This is a genomic window from Maledivibacter halophilus, from assembly GCF_900167445.1.
GTDB lineage: Bacteria > Bacillota > Clostridia > Peptostreptococcales > Caminicellaceae > Maledivibacter > Maledivibacter halophilus.
This window is the reverse complement of record NZ_FUZT01000006.1, coordinates 73,922-91,100: the sequence shown is the minus strand read 5'-3', so window position 1 is coordinate 91,100 and position 17,179 is coordinate 73,922. Positions and strand designations below refer to the sequence as shown.

General features: G+C 30.8%; 20 protein-coding genes. All 20 read right to left on the bottom strand.

What is annotated here, in order from left to right; translation table 11 throughout:
- Positions 1–8: 8 nt before the first annotated feature.
- On the bottom strand, positions 9–1,313 hold the full coding sequence (gene spoIVB, locus B5X81_RS12550) for a SpoIVB peptidase (RefSeq protein ID WP_079492128.1): 1,305 nt from the start codon (positions 1,311–1,313) through the stop codon (positions 9–11).
- 480 nt (positions 1,314–1,793) lie between these two features.
- Positions 1,794–3,512, bottom strand: coding sequence for a DNA repair protein RecN (gene recN, locus B5X81_RS12545; RefSeq protein WP_079492126.1), 1,719 nt, complete (start codon positions 3,510–3,512; stop codon positions 1,794–1,796).
- A 19-nt stretch (positions 3,513–3,531) separates the two neighbouring features.
- Positions 3,532–3,981, bottom strand: a complete 450-nt coding sequence (locus B5X81_RS12540; protein WP_079492124.1) for an arginine repressor — start codon at positions 3,979–3,981, stop codon at positions 3,532–3,534.
- Between the two features lie 144 nt (positions 3,982–4,125).
- Positions 4,126–4,935, bottom strand: coding sequence for a TlyA family RNA methyltransferase (locus tag B5X81_RS12535; RefSeq protein WP_079492123.1), 810 nt, complete (start codon positions 4,933–4,935; stop codon positions 4,126–4,128).
- Positions 4,936–4,945: 10 nt separating this feature from the next.
- On the bottom strand, positions 4,946–6,820 hold the full coding sequence (gene dxs / locus B5X81_RS12530; RefSeq protein ID WP_079492121.1) for a 1-deoxy-D-xylulose-5-phosphate synthase: 1,875 nt from the start codon (positions 6,818–6,820) through the stop codon (positions 4,946–4,948).
- Positions 6,821–6,864: 44 nt separating this feature from the next.
- Entirely contained in the window at positions 6,865–7,467 is a 603-nt protein-coding gene (locus tag B5X81_RS12525; protein ID WP_208985054.1) for a hypothetical protein, read from the bottom strand.
- A 97-nt stretch (positions 7,468–7,564) separates the two neighbouring features.
- Positions 7,565–7,723, bottom strand: coding sequence for a hypothetical protein (locus B5X81_RS27845; RefSeq protein WP_208985053.1), 159 nt, complete (start codon positions 7,721–7,723; stop codon positions 7,565–7,567).
- A 576-nt stretch (positions 7,724–8,299) separates the two neighbouring features.
- Positions 8,300–8,743, bottom strand: a complete 444-nt coding sequence (locus B5X81_RS12520) for a divergent PAP2 family protein (RefSeq protein ID WP_079492120.1) — start codon at positions 8,741–8,743, stop codon at positions 8,300–8,302.
- A 15-nt stretch (positions 8,744–8,758) separates the two neighbouring features.
- Positions 8,759–9,649 carry a polyprenyl synthetase family protein gene (locus B5X81_RS12515; protein WP_079492118.1) on the bottom strand — a complete coding sequence of 297 codons (891 nt, stop codon included), beginning with the start codon at positions 9,647–9,649 and terminating at the stop codon, positions 8,759–8,761.
- A 1-nt stretch (position 9,650) separates the two neighbouring features.
- Entirely contained in the window at positions 9,651–9,902 is a 252-nt protein-coding gene (locus tag B5X81_RS12510) for an exodeoxyribonuclease VII small subunit (RefSeq protein WP_244282082.1), read from the bottom strand.
- Positions 9,889–11,118, bottom strand: coding sequence for an exodeoxyribonuclease VII large subunit (gene xseA / locus B5X81_RS12505; protein ID WP_079492117.1), 1,230 nt, complete (start codon positions 11,116–11,118; stop codon positions 9,889–9,891). Before xseA ends, B5X81_RS12510 begins: the two co-directional genes overlap by 14 nt.
- A gap of 31 nt (positions 11,119–11,149) precedes the next feature.
- Positions 11,150–12,088 carry a Kae1-like domain-containing protein gene (locus B5X81_RS12500; protein WP_079492115.1) on the bottom strand — a complete coding sequence of 313 codons (939 nt, stop codon included), beginning with the start codon at positions 12,086–12,088 and terminating at the stop codon, positions 11,150–11,152.
- Positions 12,081–12,491 (bottom strand): transcription antitermination factor NusB, encoded by a 411-nt coding sequence (gene nusB, locus B5X81_RS12495; RefSeq protein ID WP_079492114.1) that lies wholly within the window; start codon positions 12,489–12,491, stop codon positions 12,081–12,083. The genes B5X81_RS12500 and nusB overlap by 8 nt, the downstream gene beginning before the upstream one ends.
- 338 nt (positions 12,492–12,829) lie before the next feature.
- A complete protein-coding gene (locus B5X81_RS12490) occupies positions 12,830–13,219 on the bottom strand; it encodes an Asp23/Gls24 family envelope stress response protein (protein ID WP_079492112.1) in 390 nt (129 codons plus the stop codon).
- A gap of 103 nt (positions 13,220–13,322) precedes the next feature.
- Positions 13,323–14,033: a SpoIIIAH-like family protein gene (locus tag B5X81_RS12485; RefSeq protein WP_079492111.1), complete on the bottom strand. Its 711-nt coding sequence runs from the start codon at positions 14,031–14,033 to the stop codon at positions 13,323–13,325.
- 37 nt (positions 14,034–14,070) lie between these two features.
- A complete protein-coding gene (spoIIIAG, locus tag B5X81_RS12480; RefSeq protein ID WP_079492109.1) occupies positions 14,071–14,673 on the bottom strand; it encodes a stage III sporulation protein AG in 603 nt (200 codons plus the stop codon).
- 73 nt (positions 14,674–14,746) lie between these two features.
- Positions 14,747–15,343: a stage III sporulation protein AF gene (gene spoIIIAF, locus B5X81_RS12475; protein ID WP_208985052.1), complete on the bottom strand. Its 597-nt coding sequence runs from the start codon at positions 15,341–15,343 to the stop codon at positions 14,747–14,749.
- 21 nt (positions 15,344–15,364) lie between these two features.
- Positions 15,365–16,561 carry a stage III sporulation protein AE gene (gene spoIIIAE, locus B5X81_RS12470; protein WP_079492106.1) on the bottom strand — a complete coding sequence of 399 codons (1,197 nt, stop codon included), beginning with the start codon at positions 16,559–16,561 and terminating at the stop codon, positions 15,365–15,367.
- A gap of 11 nt (positions 16,562–16,572) precedes the next feature.
- Complete coding sequence (gene spoIIIAD / locus B5X81_RS12465) at positions 16,573–16,959, bottom strand: stage III sporulation protein AD (protein ID WP_079492105.1); 387 nt, start codon at positions 16,957–16,959, stop codon at positions 16,573–16,575.
- 11 nt (positions 16,960–16,970) lie between these two features.
- On the bottom strand, positions 16,971–17,174 hold the full coding sequence (gene spoIIIAC, locus B5X81_RS12460; protein ID WP_330397376.1) for a stage III sporulation protein AC: 204 nt from the start codon (positions 17,172–17,174) through the stop codon (positions 16,971–16,973).
- Between the last annotated feature and the right edge of the window lie 5 nt (positions 17,175–17,179).

Sequence of the window (17,179 nt, the reverse complement as noted above, 5' to 3'; positions counted from 1 at the left end):
TTATATCTTTAGCCTGCTTTATGAAATATATTTTTCTTGTTGGCCTTTATACCTGATTCTTTGAGCATCCATTCAATAAATATCCCATATCCCTTTGTCGGGTCATTAACAAAAACGTGAGTAACTGCCCCAACTATTTTTCCATTTTGTATTATAGGGCTTCCACTCATACCTTGAACAATTCCTCCAGTTTTTTCTAGAAGTTCTTTATCTACAATTCTAACCACCATGCTTTTATTGCTCACTTTTCTCTGCATATTGATTTTTTCTATTACTATATCATACTCTTTTATGTGATTGTCATCAGTGGTAGTGAGTATTTTCGCCGGCCCTAATTCAATCTCATGCTGTAGTGCAATATCAATAGGTTTTCTATATATTGGGTTTTTATATTGTTGATACATTGTCCCATATATTCCATAATTAGTGTTTTTTTCTAAGGAACCTAAAGGGTCTGTAGTTTCTAAGAAAATTCCTCTTATTTCTCCTGCTTTTCCTCTTTTTCCCTGTTTAATGGAAACTACCTTTGACTTTAGAATCTCACCATTGCCAACAGGCAATATTCTGCCCGTTTCAGCATCTGATATTGCATGACCTAATGCACCATATATCTTTGAATTAGGGTCAAAAAAAGTCAGGGTTCCAACTCCAGCTGTCTTATCCTTAACCCAAAGGCCAATTTTATAATCATTATAGACCTTGCTTTTAACAGGCATGATTTTAAAATTTAAAACTCTTTCTCTTCTTTTAGCCTTTACTCTTATTTCTTTACCTTTATTTGAATTTATAAGCTCTACTACATGGTCAGCGTTTTTTACCTTTTCTCCTTCTATTTCAATTATACAATCCCCTATTCTAAGTCCACCATCATATCCAGGATTATATCTTTTATTATCTTGGCCTTCTATTTCTTCTAACCCTACTATTAAAACGCCTTTCGTATTCAATTTTACTCCTATAGAATTTCCGCCGGGAATTATTTTCATCTTTGGAAATACATCGATTGCTAATTTTTTTATTGGCAATACTCCAAGAAGTTTTATCTCTAAATTAGTTTTCCCTTTTCTAAGTGGTATTATTTTAATCTTGTTCCCTTTATCCTCACCATCTTCTTCAACGGAGATTTCTACTATCTTATCATCTTGACTGTTTGTAACTTTAAAAGGGTACTTTATATTTAAAACCTGTCCTTCACCTTCAAATATATTTATCTCAGTTGGATAGTACAAAAATGTGGCTATATTAAAAAACACTAAACCAAAAAAAACAAATAGTATTGAAAAGGTTATAATTTTTTTTCGTTTAGATTTCAAAAAAACCCACTCCCTAAATTAATCACTCCCCATATAAATAGTTCTTTTATAGATTTCCCATAGCAAAACTTAATTTATGCATATCAAAATACCCGGTGTTTCTGAGGAGCTTTGATCTGTATAAATCAACTGTTTTGCTGGAATATCTTTAAATATAGTGAAACACTTTTAAAATCTAATTTAGAGATCCTAAAATATCGATATTTGTGGAATTCTTTGTTTCACTATAGACTTAAAAATTAAATCTTAAGTTCTATTTATAATTTAGCCTATTTCTAGACTCATTATTCTTTTCATGTAAGATTTAATATCTCTCAATTTTTGGCTTAACATTATAGATATTATTATAATTTTTAAATATAAAAAAAGCTGCAATGTTTTTGCAGCTTTTACAGTTTAAATTTAAATAAATGAAATAATTTCATAATTCAAATTTAGATAAATTACATAATATGTAAAAGGATTATACAATTCTCTAAATTATGAAATCAATGTCTTTTTTGTATTATGAGCCATATTTAACATCTCTTTTGCATTTTTTAAGGTTAAATCAGTAATTATATTTCCTCCAATTAATCTACTTATCTCATTTATTCTATCCTCATCATTGAGCTTTTGTATAACTGTAGTAGTTTGACTTTCTGAAGTAATCTTTTCAATGAATAAATGATTATCAGCCATTACTGCAATTTGAGGTAAATGAGTAATACATATGGTTTGGTGAGTTCTTGATATTAGTGCTATCTTTTCTCCAACAACATTTGCAGTTTTTCCACTTATTCCAGTATCTATCTCATCAAAGATTAATGTTGATATATTATCTATTTTAGCCAAAATAACCTTCATTGCCAGCATTATTCTAGATATTTCACCACCGGAAGCAACTTTGGACAACGATTTAAGCGGCTCACCAGGATTAGTTGAAATCAAAAACTCAACTTTATCAATTCCATTTTTCTTAAAAACCAAATTATTATTTTTATCTGTATTTGGAGTTATACTAACCTTAAACTCAGCATTTTTAAAATTTAAATCCTTGAGCTCTTTCATCATCTTATTCTCAAAATTTTTTGATATCTCTTTTCTTTGTTTACTTAATGACTTGCTTAATTTTAGATATTCTCCTTTACATATTTCTATATCTTTTTTTAGTATTTTTATCCTATTTGCGCTATCCTCTAATTCTTCCAGTTCGTTTTGCATTTTATCACGATACTGTAATATTTCTTCTATAGTATTCCCGTATTTTCTTTTGAGATTATTAATTGTATCAAGTCTTTTTTCCACTTCAAATAAAGCCTCTGAATCATAAGTAATATTTTCTCCATAATGTCTCATATCAGTTGCAATATCCTGCAATCTATAGAATATATCCTGAAGTTCATCATTAAAATTTTTTATATTTTCATCAAGAACAGATATGTCTTCAAAGCCTCCTAGAATATCTGATAATGTTCCTAAAATTGACTCTTGATCATCTAAGCTAGAAGAAATTTTATCATGGCTTTCATGTATAATTGCAAATATTTTTTCACTGTTTTTCAATAGATCAAATTGTTTTGACAAATCAGTATCTTCACTTGGTTTAATTGAACAGGAATCAATTTCTTCAATCTGAAACTTAATAAGATCTATTCTTCTTTCTCGCTCTTTGTCGTTTTGATCAATCTTTTGAAGTTCCTTTTCAATTTTTCTTAATTGATCATATTTTTCATTTACTTTTTCTAAATTTCTTATCAACATTTCATTTCCAAACAAGTCCAGCATATTTAGATGATTATCAGTATATAGAAGAGATTGATGCTCATGTTGTCCATGAATATCTATTAACATTTTTGCCACCTTTTTAGCAAAGGCCAATTGTACTATTCTTCCATTAATCCTAGAAATACTTTTTCCTGTTCCAAATATTTCTCTATTTAGAATAATAATATTATCCTCACAGTCAATACCATATTCATAAAGAAGCTTTTTTAATTCTTCATCTTCAAAGGTAAAAACTATTTGAATTACGGCTTTTTCTTTACCTGTTCTAACATAGTTCTTACTGGATTTTCCACCCAAGACCAAGCTTATTGCATCTATTATAATAGATTTTCCAGCCCCTGTTTCCCCTGATAATACATTAAATCCTTGGGTAAAGCTGATATTAATATTTTCAATTAAAACAAAATTTTCAATATTTAGTTCAAGGAGCATAGAAATTCCTCCCCATTCCCTATCTCATCAATTTCTTAAATTCCTCAATTATTTCATACTTGTCTACACTTTCACTAATTAATATAAAAATAGTATTATCTCCTGCTATTGTGCCTGTTATCCCCTTTAGGTCCAATACATCAATAGCTTCAGCAGCAGCATTGGCAGCACCACTTAAAGTCTTTAATACAATCATTTGTCCAGAATGATCGATTGCCAAAACTGAATCCTTGAATATTTTTATTAGACGATCAGATATAATATTATCCTGTTGCTGAATTGCCGCATATTTATATTTACCATTTTTCGTTAAAACTTTAATAAGCCTAAGTTCTTTAATATCCCTTGAAACTGTGGCTTGGGTAACATTAAAACCATTTCTCTTTAAAAATTCAGCTAATTCCTCTTGAGTCTCAATCTCATAATCTTCAATTATTTCAAGAATTTTCGCATGTCTTGAATATTTCATGAAAAACCTCCCGGAAAAAAATTTTTTTATAGGAAAACCTTTTTTTATGCTCATTATTATTATACTACATCGACTTACAATTTCCTCTTTTTTATTCTATTTTTATACTGAAATTTGGATAAAAATAATGAATTTTAAAATAGTCTAATTCAACTCTCCATGGGCCTTTTCTACAATATCATAGGCTATTTTGTCAATATCAAACTCTTGAACTGGAGGCTCATTTGAGACATACACTAAAAATTCTATATTTCCCTTTGGCCCTTTAATTGGGGAATAGGTTATATTTTTAATTGTTAAACCAATTTCCTTAGAAAAATTTAGTATATCTTCAATAACATCCTTATGAACGCTTTTATCTCGCACCACCCCTTTTTTGCCAACCCTGCTTCTTCCTGCTTCAAATTGAGGCTTTATAAGGAATATTATATTCCCCTTTTCCTTAACTAATTTTTTTACAACAGGTAGCACAATCTTTAGTGAAATAAAAGCCACGTCTATTGAAGCAAAATCTATTTTTTCATCAATATCTTCAGGTTTAACATACCTGATATTTGTCCTCTCCATAGATATTACTCTATCATCTTGCCTTAATTTCCAATCTAATTGTCCATATCCCACATCTATGGAATAAACCTTCTTTGCTCCATTTTGAAGCATGCAATCAGTAAATCCTCCTGTTGAAGCTCCTACATCCATACAAATCATATTGCTCAAATCTATATTATATTCCTTCACAGCCTTCTCAAGCTTTAGTCCACCTCTACTTACATAGGGTATTGTTTTTCCTTTTATTTCAATATCAGCATCATGATCTACCTTCATGCCAGCCTTATCTATTAATTGATTATTTACATACACAATTCCTGCCATAAGGGCCTTTTTTGCCTTTTCACGTGAACTAAAATGTTTTTTTTCTACTAATAGGGCGTCGATTCTTACCTTTTTTTCCATATTTTTCTCCTTATTCTTTGATCATATCAAGTATTTCTTTGTATATACTTTCTGTATCCAATTTATGGTGTTTAAAAAGCAGCTCAGTATCTCCATGTTCAACAAATTCATCTGGGAATGCTAAAACTTTGATATTCTTGTTTTTTATACCATTAGTATTTAACATATTTGAAATCTGACTTCCAAAACCACCTATTGCCACATTATCTTCTAAGGTAATTATATTATCAATATCTTTTATATTAGATAAAATTGTTTCCTTATCAATGGGTTTTACAAACCTTGCATTTATAACAGTACTACTTATATCGCTTTTTTCCAATAGCTTTGCCACTTCTAATGCAGTTTTAACCATTTTACCTACAGCTATAAAACAAAAATCCTTACCTTTTTGAATTACCTCTGCCTTTTCATTATATATATCATCACTATCGTTTTTTACATCTATATCTTTGCTTATACCCCTTGGGTATCTTATTGCAATAGGACTATTTTGATTAAAGGCATATCTGATCATTATCTCAAGTTCATTTCCATCCCTAGGAGCTAGAACTTTTAAATTGGGAATATTGCTTAGGTATGAAAAATCAAAAACTCCGTGATGGGTTTCTCCATCCTGTCCAACTATTCCTGCTCTATCAATACAAAAAACTACAGGTAAATTTTGAAGACATACATCATGCAACACTTGATCATATCCTCTTTGAAGAAAGGTTGAATATACTGCAAATACAGGTCTAAGTCCATTTGAAGCAAGACCGGCAGCAAAGGTTACTGCATGTTGCTCAGCTATTCCAACATCAAAAAATCTTTCTGGATATTTATTTTCAAACTTGTTAAGCCCGGTCCCCGATGGCATAGCCGCAGTAATAGCAACAATATCCGGATTGGATTCAGCTATATCAACTAATGTATCCCCAAGAATTTCAGAATAGGTCTTGTCCTCTGCTTTTTTAATTTTTTTTCCTGTTTTAATATCAAAGGCACTAATGCCATGATATTTATCTGGATACTTTTCTGCAAACCTATATCCCTTTCCTTTTTTCGTTATTGTATGAATTATAATGGGTCCCTTCATTTTTTTGGCTCTTTCTAAAACCTTTGTAAGCTCTCCAATATCATGACCATTAACTGGACCAATATATGTAAAGCCCAATTCTTCAAACAATACTCCAGGAACAAAAAAATATTTAATAGTTTCCTTTGCTTTTTGAGCAGTTTTAACAACGGATTTGCCTATGGCTGGAATTTTACTCAATATTTGTTCAACATCATCCTTAACTTTATAATATGTAGGATCTGTTCTTAATCTATTCAGATATTTAGATAGTCCACCTACATTTTCTGAAATTGACATTTCATTGTCATTTAAGATTACAATAAAATCTGTTTCAGAATGTCCTGCATGATTTAATGCTTCAAAGGCCATTCCCCCAGTCAAAGCACCATCACCTATAATCGACAATACCGAATATTTTTCACCCTTTATATCTCTAGCCATAGCCATACCCAATCCTGCAGAAATTGAAGTACTGCTGTGTCCGGTTTCAAAGGAATCATGAACACTTTCTTTGGATTTTGGAAAACCACTTATTCCTTTATATTGCCTAAGTGTGTCAAATTTATCCTTTCTTCCAGTTATTATTTTATGGACATATGCCTGATGCCCAACATCCCAAATTATTTTATCCCTTGGACTATTGAAAACCTTATGTACAGCAAGGCTTAATTCTACAATTCCTAAATTTGAGGCTAAGTGACCTCCAGTTTTAGAAATTGACGACAGTAAAAAGTTTCTAATTTCTTTACTTAGCTTATTAAGATCATCGTAACTTAACTTTTTTAAGTCCTTTGGTGAGTTAATTTTATCAATAAGCTTATACAAAACTCTTCATCTCACTTTCTCTCAATTTAAAAAATATGCAGATCTTATTTGTTATTCTCAGGTAAAAAGTCAATTTTAAATTTATTTTTTATCCAGTAAAGGATTTTAGCAACACCAAAAACTATTTCCTTGGATTTTCTAAGAGCAATTTCTTTGCCCAATGCCTTTCCTCCCACTGTGACTGCCGCAACAATTCCACTTAAAATCACACTATAAACTGCTGTATTTACTAGATTATAAATCTTACTAATTTCAATTAATATTATTGCACCAGCAGCACCACTAATTATTCCTGCAATATCCCCTATAACATCATTACAAAAATTAGAAACTGGGCCTGCATTCTTTATAAGTTTAATTGCAAACTTAGCTCCATGAATTTTTTTAGCCGCCATTGAATGAAATGGTTTCTCATCTGCAATAGCCACAGCAATACCTATTAAATCCGATGTTATTCCAAGAAAAACAATTACAATTAATATAAGAAAGGCTATATAAACCTCAGTATTTCTAAGTATTGCCTCCGAAGCAAAACTTAGAAATACAGCTAAAATAAAAGTAACTATTGTAATATTTAATACCCATTTTATGTTATATCCTCTCAAAATTATAGATTTTTTATTTTTATCTTTATTATTTTTATCCAATTTATACCCACCTTTTATCTATAGGTTAAGTTTTAAACTATAAAATCATCACTAAACTCAAAAAAACTGATAGCTAATGCCATCAGTTATATAGAGCTTACTTAGTAAAACTTAATTTATGCATATCAAAATATCCACACTCTCTAGAAACTTTTGATATGTATAAATTAATAGCTTTACTTGAATCTCTATAGATACCACTTGAGGGCGATATATTCAGTAAACTTTGCAGCTTAGGTCCAGTAGGATTTCCCATATGGGCACTGTTCCGTTGCCGGATCAGCGGTTTCCCTTTAAGCCCATATTTATATTGTCGCCAAATATAAAACTAGATCACCACTAAGTCTGCACTATAATCCCTAATATATCTCCACTAAGGGAACAGTCTAGGAGTTTTCCTCGACAGGCACGCTAATTCCTAGCCTCTTTTGCAGTATAGGTTTAGAATACGGAAGCATTTATTTTATGGGCCCATAAAATAAATGTCTTAAAAATATTCATCTACCTATTCCACTCAAGGCAGGCTACACTGCACGTAGCAGACGAACTACCACATTGCAGGTTCATCCTAAATCATTGCAATAATTTAGGTCTCCACGGATAGAGGGTCAACGCCCACATGCCTTTGTGGATCGCCCCCAAATCCTTACTCCCAGCATAGACCCCCGACTGGGCGTCGAAAGCCCATACCAGGAACTTCATCGATGTGCCCTTTGACGGATTTTTAGCCCCGCCTTCAGAATTAACAGCTCTGACTAGAATACTGCACCACTCAAGCATGAAGGACATTATAACATAAAATACGATTATTTACAAGTATCAATTTATCTCTTTAAATCATTAAATTAGCAATTAATATTCCTAAAAGAGCTCCCGCAAAAACCTCAATAGGGGTGTGTCCTATCAGCTCTTTTAACCTTTTTTCCTCTATTTGCTTATTTTTTTGTTTATCCAAAAGCATCTTATTCAATATTATGGCTTGTTTGCCAACAGCTCGTCTAACTCCTGCTGCATCATACATCACTATTAAAGCAAATACTAAGGATAGAGCATATAAAGTAGAATCCCATCCATTTTTAAGCCCCACTGCAGTAGATAAGCCCATAACAATTGATGAATGTGAACTAGGCATTCCTCCTGACCCAACAAATCTATACAAATCAATTCTTTTCTGAGTCAGCAGGGTAATCATAACCTTTAAGGCTTGTGCAATAAACCAGGAGGTAATGGATACATTAAATACTTCATTCTTAAATAACCCTTGAAAAAATGTCACTTATTCTCCTCCCAACTAATACTCTCTAACTTCCAAATACTTAGCTAAACTCCTTAAGAATTCAGCCTTTTCATCAAAAATTTCCAATGATTCAATAGCATCTTCAATTAGTTTTGATGCTATTTGTTTAGATTTATCTATACCATATATCGATGGATAAGTTGATTTTTTATTATATTCATCGCTACCAATCCTTTTACCCAGCTTTTTTTCATCTCCAACAATATCAAGGATATCATCAACTATTTGAAAGGCCACACCAATACTTCTGCCATAAGTTTTAAGATTTTCATACTCCCTTTCATTTGCACCACCAATAACTGCTCCAGCATTAATTGAAGCTTCTATTAATGCTGAAGTTTTATGATTATGAATAAAATCAAGGGTATCTATATCTATTTCTTTTCCTTCACTTTCAAGATCAACTACTTGTCCACCTATCATTCCATTAATACCAGATGCTTTAGAAATTAAATGCATTGCCCTAATTCCTCTATCAAAAAAATTAGGATTAGAGTTTACCTTTTCAAGCATTGTTTCAAAGGCCAGGTTTAAAAGACCATCTCCAGCTAAAATAGCAATTCCATCTCCATAAATCTTATGATTAGTAGGCTTTCCCCTTCTATAGTCATCATTGTCCATTGCAGGTAGGTCATCATGGATCAAAGAATAAGTATGTATCATTTCCATCCCTAGGGCAAAGGGCATTGCATCCTTTATATTCCCACCAACCATTTTGCATGCCTCTAATAATAAAACTGGTCTAAGTCTCTTTCCTCCTGCCTTCATACTGTACTCCATTGATTCAACAACAATCCTTTGAAGTCCTTTCTTATCTTTAAAAAGCTCTTCTATGGCATCATCAACTATTTTTTTTCTTTCTCTTAAATCAGATTTAAAATCCATATTATTCCTCCTCAATAACTTCAAAAGGTCTTTCTTTTATCTCATTATCATCTTCTATTAGTAAAGAAATCCTCTGCTCAGCATTATTTAAAACCTCATTGCAAAATCTATAGAGCCCTATTCCCTCTTCAAAACATTTCAAAGATTCTTCAAGGGACAAATTGCCTTCCTCAAGCAGCTTTACAACTTCCTTTAACCTAGTCATATTTTCTTCAAAATCTTTCTTATTCTCTCTATTCTTACCTTCTTTCAAAAATATTTTCCCCTTTCATTTTATCATCAACTGTGCACTTAATTGTACCATCCTTCAATAGTACATTAACTATATCACCAGTTTTTACATTATCGGTACTTGAAACTATTTTATTGTTTTCTTCATCTAAAACTATACCATATCCTCTTTTAATTGTAGCTAAAGGACTTAAATTATTCAAGTTGCTCCCAACTGAAATAAGATTATCTCTAGATAGGGTTAGTTTTTTATCAATATTACTTCTTATATTAGTATACAGGTGATCCAGGGTTTGCTGACCATCCCTTATCTTGAAGGATAAATAATGCTTAATTCTATCACTGCTATAGTTTTCTAGAACATCTCTTGCACTAGAAAACTTATTTAATATATTTCTTTTAAGATTATTATATAAGTAATCGATTGTATTATTTACTTCATTTATCGATGGAACGGCTAATTCACCTGCTGCCGAAGGAGTGGGTGCCCTCATATCAGAAACAAAGTCCGATATTGTAAAATCCGTTTCATGTCCTACTGCTGAAATTATGGGTTTTTTAGAATGATATATACTATGGGCAACAATTTCTTCATTAAATGCCCAAAGTTCTTCTATAGATCCCCCACCCCTCGTTAAAATAATAAGGTCCAAATCCTCTATATCATTTAGCTTTTCTATTGCTTTAGATATCTGAAGTGGAGCCTTCTCCCCTTGAACCAAAACTGGATAGACAAGAATATCTGCATAATTATTTCTTCTAGTTATAACAGAAATAACATCCCTAATGGCAGCCCCTGTAGGTGAAGTAATTACAGCTATTTTTTTAGACATAAATGGTATCCTTTGTTTCCTATCCTCATCAAAATATCCCTCTTTTGATAATTTTTCCTTTAATTTTTCGAATTCCAAATAAAGGTCTCCCAGACCAACCTGCTCTATGCTGTTAACATACAGCTGATATTCTCCATTTCTTTCATATATTGAAATATAACCTTTTATTATTACATTCATCCCATCTTCTGGCATAAATTTGAGTCTCTTAAAATCGCTGCGAAACATTACACATTTTAATTTACTTTTTGAATCCTTAAGGGAAAAATAACAATGTCCACTGTTATGCAGCTTAAAATTTGATATTTCACCTTTAATCATAAGATTATTTAAGATAGGATCGTACATCAGTATTCTCTTTAAATAATTATTCAACTCAGATACAGTTAAAGTCTTAAGTCCCATTGTTTCTAAAACTCCCCCATCCCTTTTGCAATTATATACCCAACAATGCCGTGCCTACTGCATTATCAGTACAAAATTTTCTCTTGCCAAAATGTATAACTACACCTTTATTTTCAAAATCTCTATATAAATTATCTCTTAAAAATCTATTTGATGCAACTCCTCCTGCAATTAAAATTTCATTTATGCCATATGTTTTTGAAGCTTCATATATAGCTTTGTATAAAGATTTTGATATAGCATAAAATAAACCAATTGCAATATCACAGTTTTTTTCAATACCTCTTTGTATAATCCTTTTAGTAAAAGTTTCCACTCCAGAATAATTAATATATGTGCCCTTTGTACTTACAGGAAGCTTTATCTTACCCAATATACCCTTTTCTGATATTTTATCAAGCTCTTTACCTGCCGGAAAATTTAATCCCATTTCGACTCCAATTCTATCAATAAGTTGACCAGTACTTATATCTTTTGTTCCACCTATTATTTCACAATTATATCTTTTATTATACTTCTCTACTTTTAATATTTCTGTTGTGCCTCCTGAAATATGAACAGCAATAAACTTATCATTCTTTAGAGATTTTGAGGACCACTTGGCAGCTTCTATATGTCCTTCCTGATGACTGAATTCTTCATAATCAATTTTTAATGTTTCTGAAATTGTTTTTGCCATGGATACACCCGACAAAAACACTGGCATATATGACTCCTCTAAATTTCTTGGCTTACTGCTGCAGCAGATCTTTATAATATCCTTAGTATCAATTTTCTGTAGTACATCTTTGTACAGCATTGGAAAATTTTTAATGTGCTGAAACACTGCTTCTGACTGTCTTAAACCTCTTTTTCCCCTTTTAACTTCTAATATTCTTCTCTTATCATATAAAAGTCTACCATTAATATCTATAAGGGCTATTGACGTAGTATAGCAGCTAGTATCAATTCCTAATATGTATTTATTCATTAATTTCCTTCTCTTTGACAGCAAAGCCCAAGAGTCCACTTATAAAACCAGCAGAGTCATCGGTACCAAATTTTTTCCCAAGCTCAATAGCCTCATTTATAGAAACCTTTATAGGAATATCATCTCTATACATTATTTCAGCTAATCCAATTCTAAGTATTGATAAATCAATTTTCGATATTCTATCTATACTCCAACCCTTTAAATTATCTTTTATAGTTTGATCGATTGTTTCCCTGTTTTTTATAAATATATCAACTAAATCCTCTATATATTTTTTATCATCTTTATCATCTATTGTTTCATCAATGTATATCTTAGATATATCAAATTTATATTCATTATGTATTTCCATTTGATAATATACATGCATAGCAGTTTCTCTAGCACTTCTTCTACTCATTTTCAGTCTCCTTTTTCTATATTTTATTAATATGCAGCATATGACTAATAACTTATATATTCTCTTCTCTTTTATTTTTCACTAATATTATTATAAGATACATTTTGTTCCCAATGTTAATATTTTATTATTTTTTAATAAAAATATTTATAAATATGAAGAAATTGCATAATACATGTGAAGAATTTTAAAACACAAAATGTTGTAAAGATAGTGAAGCGAGTTATCTGCATATTGTATTTTAAAATTGACAATGTTAATTATGCAAGTTTCTCAGATAAATAAAACAAACTAACTCTCTATTTTTATAGAGAGTCAGTTTATAAAATAAATTTAATTTATTCCTCTTGTTCCACTTCTTTTTCTTTTTTCGGTATGTTAACTCCTTGAACATGGATATTTACTTCAACAACTTTAAGTCCTGTCATAGTTTCTATTGCATTTTTCACATTTTCTTGCACCTGCCAAGCAACATCTGGTATTTTTACTCCATAGTCAACTACAAGATATAAATCTATTGCAGCTTCTTCTTCACCCACTTCAACCTTTACTCCCTTTGAAAGGTTTTTCTTGCCAAAGAGATCAGTTATATTACCTGCAATACCTCCACTCATTGACCATATGCCTTCAACTTCACCTGCTGCAAGTCCTGCAATAGTAGCAACAACATCATCGGAAATCTTTACCTGCCCATATTGCAAATTATCTATTTGAGAATTATTTTCCATAAAATTACCTCCATTTTCCTCTTTTATACTGATTATTATATCAAAATCTTATTTTCATTACAATTAAAGATGCAGAACTTTAAGGCTTAATAAATTTTAAGTTTTATTTATTTTGAACTATTATATTATCAATAGAATATTGTGTTTCCCTTGTAACTATATCTAAAACCTTTGCTAAATCAGACTTTTTAAGTTTATCAGTTTGAACGGTTACATATATATTTTCATCAGTAATAAATACCACCGAATCTTCAAACCCCTTAGTTTTAATTAGACTTTCTACAACCTTTTCTTTATTCATAATCTCTACTAATTTTAACTTTTTATTTACAGCATTTTTTCTTGATTCTTCGTCAACCTTATCGTTATCAATTATTTCTTCAAATCTTTCTATAGTTTTTTCCCTCTCCATCTCAATATCTATCTTCGCCTGTAAAAAATAATTGGAATCATTAAGATTATTACTTTCTAATGAGTTTTCAATATTTGTATTTGACACAGCTATTATGTCTTCCACATCATTTTTTGAACTGTCAATAATATTATTACCATCTTCTATAGTAGTTATTGATGAAGTTGCAGTTTCCCCATCAAATGGTACTTCATGGGTAATCGTATCTTTAAAAGACTCATCATCATAGGAAGCATCTTCACTCATTTCAGACATCTGTTTTTCTTCATATTCCCTTAGATCCGTTGAAATTTCCATCAAGGACCTCTTATTAATCATATAATTTAAATAGCTAATCGAAATTAATACAAAAACTAAAGATAATACTATCAGCTTTCTCTTCTCAAATTTAAAATTAAACATATTTTATCCCCCTTCATATATTGTATTTCACTATTAATTAATTTTGATTATAGACTTTAACCTTATGACTTTTAATCTGAAATACCGTTGTAACTGCCTCTATAAGGTTGTTTTTCACCCTGGGATCATCTGCTCCTGTAGCCACTACTATTACTCCTCTAATTATTGGTTTTATTTCTTTTATTACTATTGGAGAATTATTATAATCCTTATTACTTACAGTAACAATATCTTCTGAAATATTCTCCTGTTTTATAACTCTATTTCCCCCTTGAGTATCGGTTTCCTGGGTAGTTTGCTCAGATTTTGTAACATTAGCCGCAGGAACAACCTCTGAAGTAGTTTCATAGGTAATCATTACCTTAACTTCTCCAACTCCATTGATCTTGCTTAAAATTTTTTCCAAACGGCTTTCCATACTATCACTATATGCAGTTTCAGGTATATTAGCATCTTCTAGCTCTCCCTTGACAACATCAATATTACTATTGCTTGTTTCAATTGAGTCATCTTTAGGAAAAAATGTACTTAAAAAAATTAGAATTATTATACAAGCTATAACTACTATAGCTAAATTATGTATAATTTTCTTTGTATTACCGGTGTCTAATATCTCTTTGAATTTCTTGAAAAAACCCATCCCTCATCCCCCTCGCTACGAAACTCTTTTATATTAAATTTAAAATCCCTCATATAAGAACTAGCACAACAAGTTAATTTGTGATAATTATATTAGAATCTTTTAAGTTATATATATCTGATATATCTTCTTTTATTTTTTCTTTTAAACCTATATTAATATCACTGTCTTCTTTTATATCCTTGCTGTTTTCATTGTCTGAAATATCTATCTTAACGATAGGTACTGTATCTTCTTTAAGTTCTTCCCCTGGGCTGTTAACTATTAATTCCAATTTTTTTATTTTACCAGCGCTATCCTCAGTAATCTCTTCTATTTCCATATTGACCTTGTCAATCTTCACATCATATTTACTCTCTATCCTATAAACAATATCCTGCTTGATTCTATTTTTGTATAATTCTTCAAGCTGGTTCTTTTGCTTTTTCTCGATATTTGAACTGCTGAATGCATATTCTTTCCTGCTTATTTCACTTGATAATTTAAACACCTCATTTTCTAAATTTTTACTGGTATTTAAAATACTAATTATTGGATTCAATATTATCAGCATAATGATAAATCCTAATATTAGATTTAAATATTTTTTCATTTTTCCCTCAGGCATTAACATTTCTAAAAAACTTACTAAAATTATCACCGTTACAATAGTTTTAATCCAAATTTTCATCCCCTCAATCATATAAATCACCTACCTTATCATAGCAGTAATATTTCCTGCTCCAACTATAGCTGTTATAGCAATAAAAAACATGATAGCAACCGAAATTACTGTAGCAAAAATTATTACAAGGGAATTACTCATATCATTTAGACAGTTTACAATTTTCTCATCACTTACGGGTTCAATTAATACAGCAGTAATCTTATATATAATAATAAGGGATACTATCTTTAGCATAGGAAATGTTACTATTGTCAGTATTATAATTAATCCCACAACACCAACAGCGTTTTTTATCAATAATGAACAGCCAAGGACTGTATCTATTGCCTCGGACATAAATCCCCCAACTATAGGTATAAACCTGTCCATGGCAAACCTAGCAGTTCTCAGTGTCACACCATCTGTACTGGAAGCTAGAACCCCTTCTATAGTAATTATTCCAAAGAATATTGTAAGCACAAGCCCTATCAAAGTCAGACATATCTGTTTTATTAGTGAAGCGAGCTTAGATATCTGTATTTTAGAGGGAAGATTATTAACTATAGCTAATATGGCTGAAAAAAATATCAAAGGTAATATAATATCCTTCATTATAGTGCTGGTAATACCTATTGATCCTACAATAATGGGTTTAAAAATTGTTGATGCCGTTATGCTGCCAGCCGCCATAAGCAATGTTAATATTACCGGCATTAAAGCCTGCATAAAGCTAACCATATTATCTATAGCCTGATATCCAACATTCATAGCCGCTATAAATGCTTTAATAACTATTCCTGCAATAATTAGATAGCAGCTATAAAAGGCTATTTGTCCAGTGGCATTATTTCCAATTGAACTGGTGAGATTTTTCAAAAAACCACATAATATTGAAATAATAACTAATTGAGATAGCAATTTTGTATTTATAAGAATCTCCTTAAAAAGCTTTTTGAAAAATCCTATTAAAATTCCATCAATTGAGAGATTTAATTCTCCCTTTAAAGCCTTTGTTATAAAAGTCTTTATATCTATATCTGGTACGCTTAGTGGATATTCTTCATTCATACTTTTAATCAATTCTTCCATTTCCGATAAATCAATAGTTTCTAATTGTTCTATTATTAATTTTTCTGTAAGTCCAGAACTCTTTTCTTCATCATTAGTCCCATAAGCCACATTAAAAAAGAATATTATCAATATTAGTAATATTAGTATTGTAATAACTAATCTTCTCTTCATTTGCTCACATCCTAGGGCATTAGTTTTATTATCAAATTTAAAACTGACAGTAATATTGGTAATGCCAAAACCATTATTAAAATTTTTCCTGCAAATTCCACCTTAGAAGCAATTGATGATTCTCCGCCATCTCTACAAACTTCAGCTCCAAACTCTGTAATATATGCGATTCCAATGATTTTAATAATTGATTTTAAATATACAACTTCAATATCCAATTTGCTTGAAAGCTCATAAATAACATCTAGTATAGAAGCTAGCTTGCCAACCAAAAGTAAAAATATAATAGCTCCTGCACCCAAGCTTATTTGCAACGCATATTCAGGTCTATCCTGCTTTACTGTTATTGCCAGTATTGAAGCAATAATTGCAAAGGCCACTATTTTAAAAATCTCCATACAATCACACCTCAATAAATTTCAAACATTGTTTTTACCGTTGTAAATAATTTGTTAACAAGATTTATTATCATCAATAAAACAACTATTAGACCAGCTATAGTTGTCATCATAGCTGTTTCCTCTCTACCTGAATGTATCAATAATTGATTTAATATTGCCACCAAAATCCCAATAGCAGCTATTTTAATAATTAAACCTATATCTATTACCACAGTAC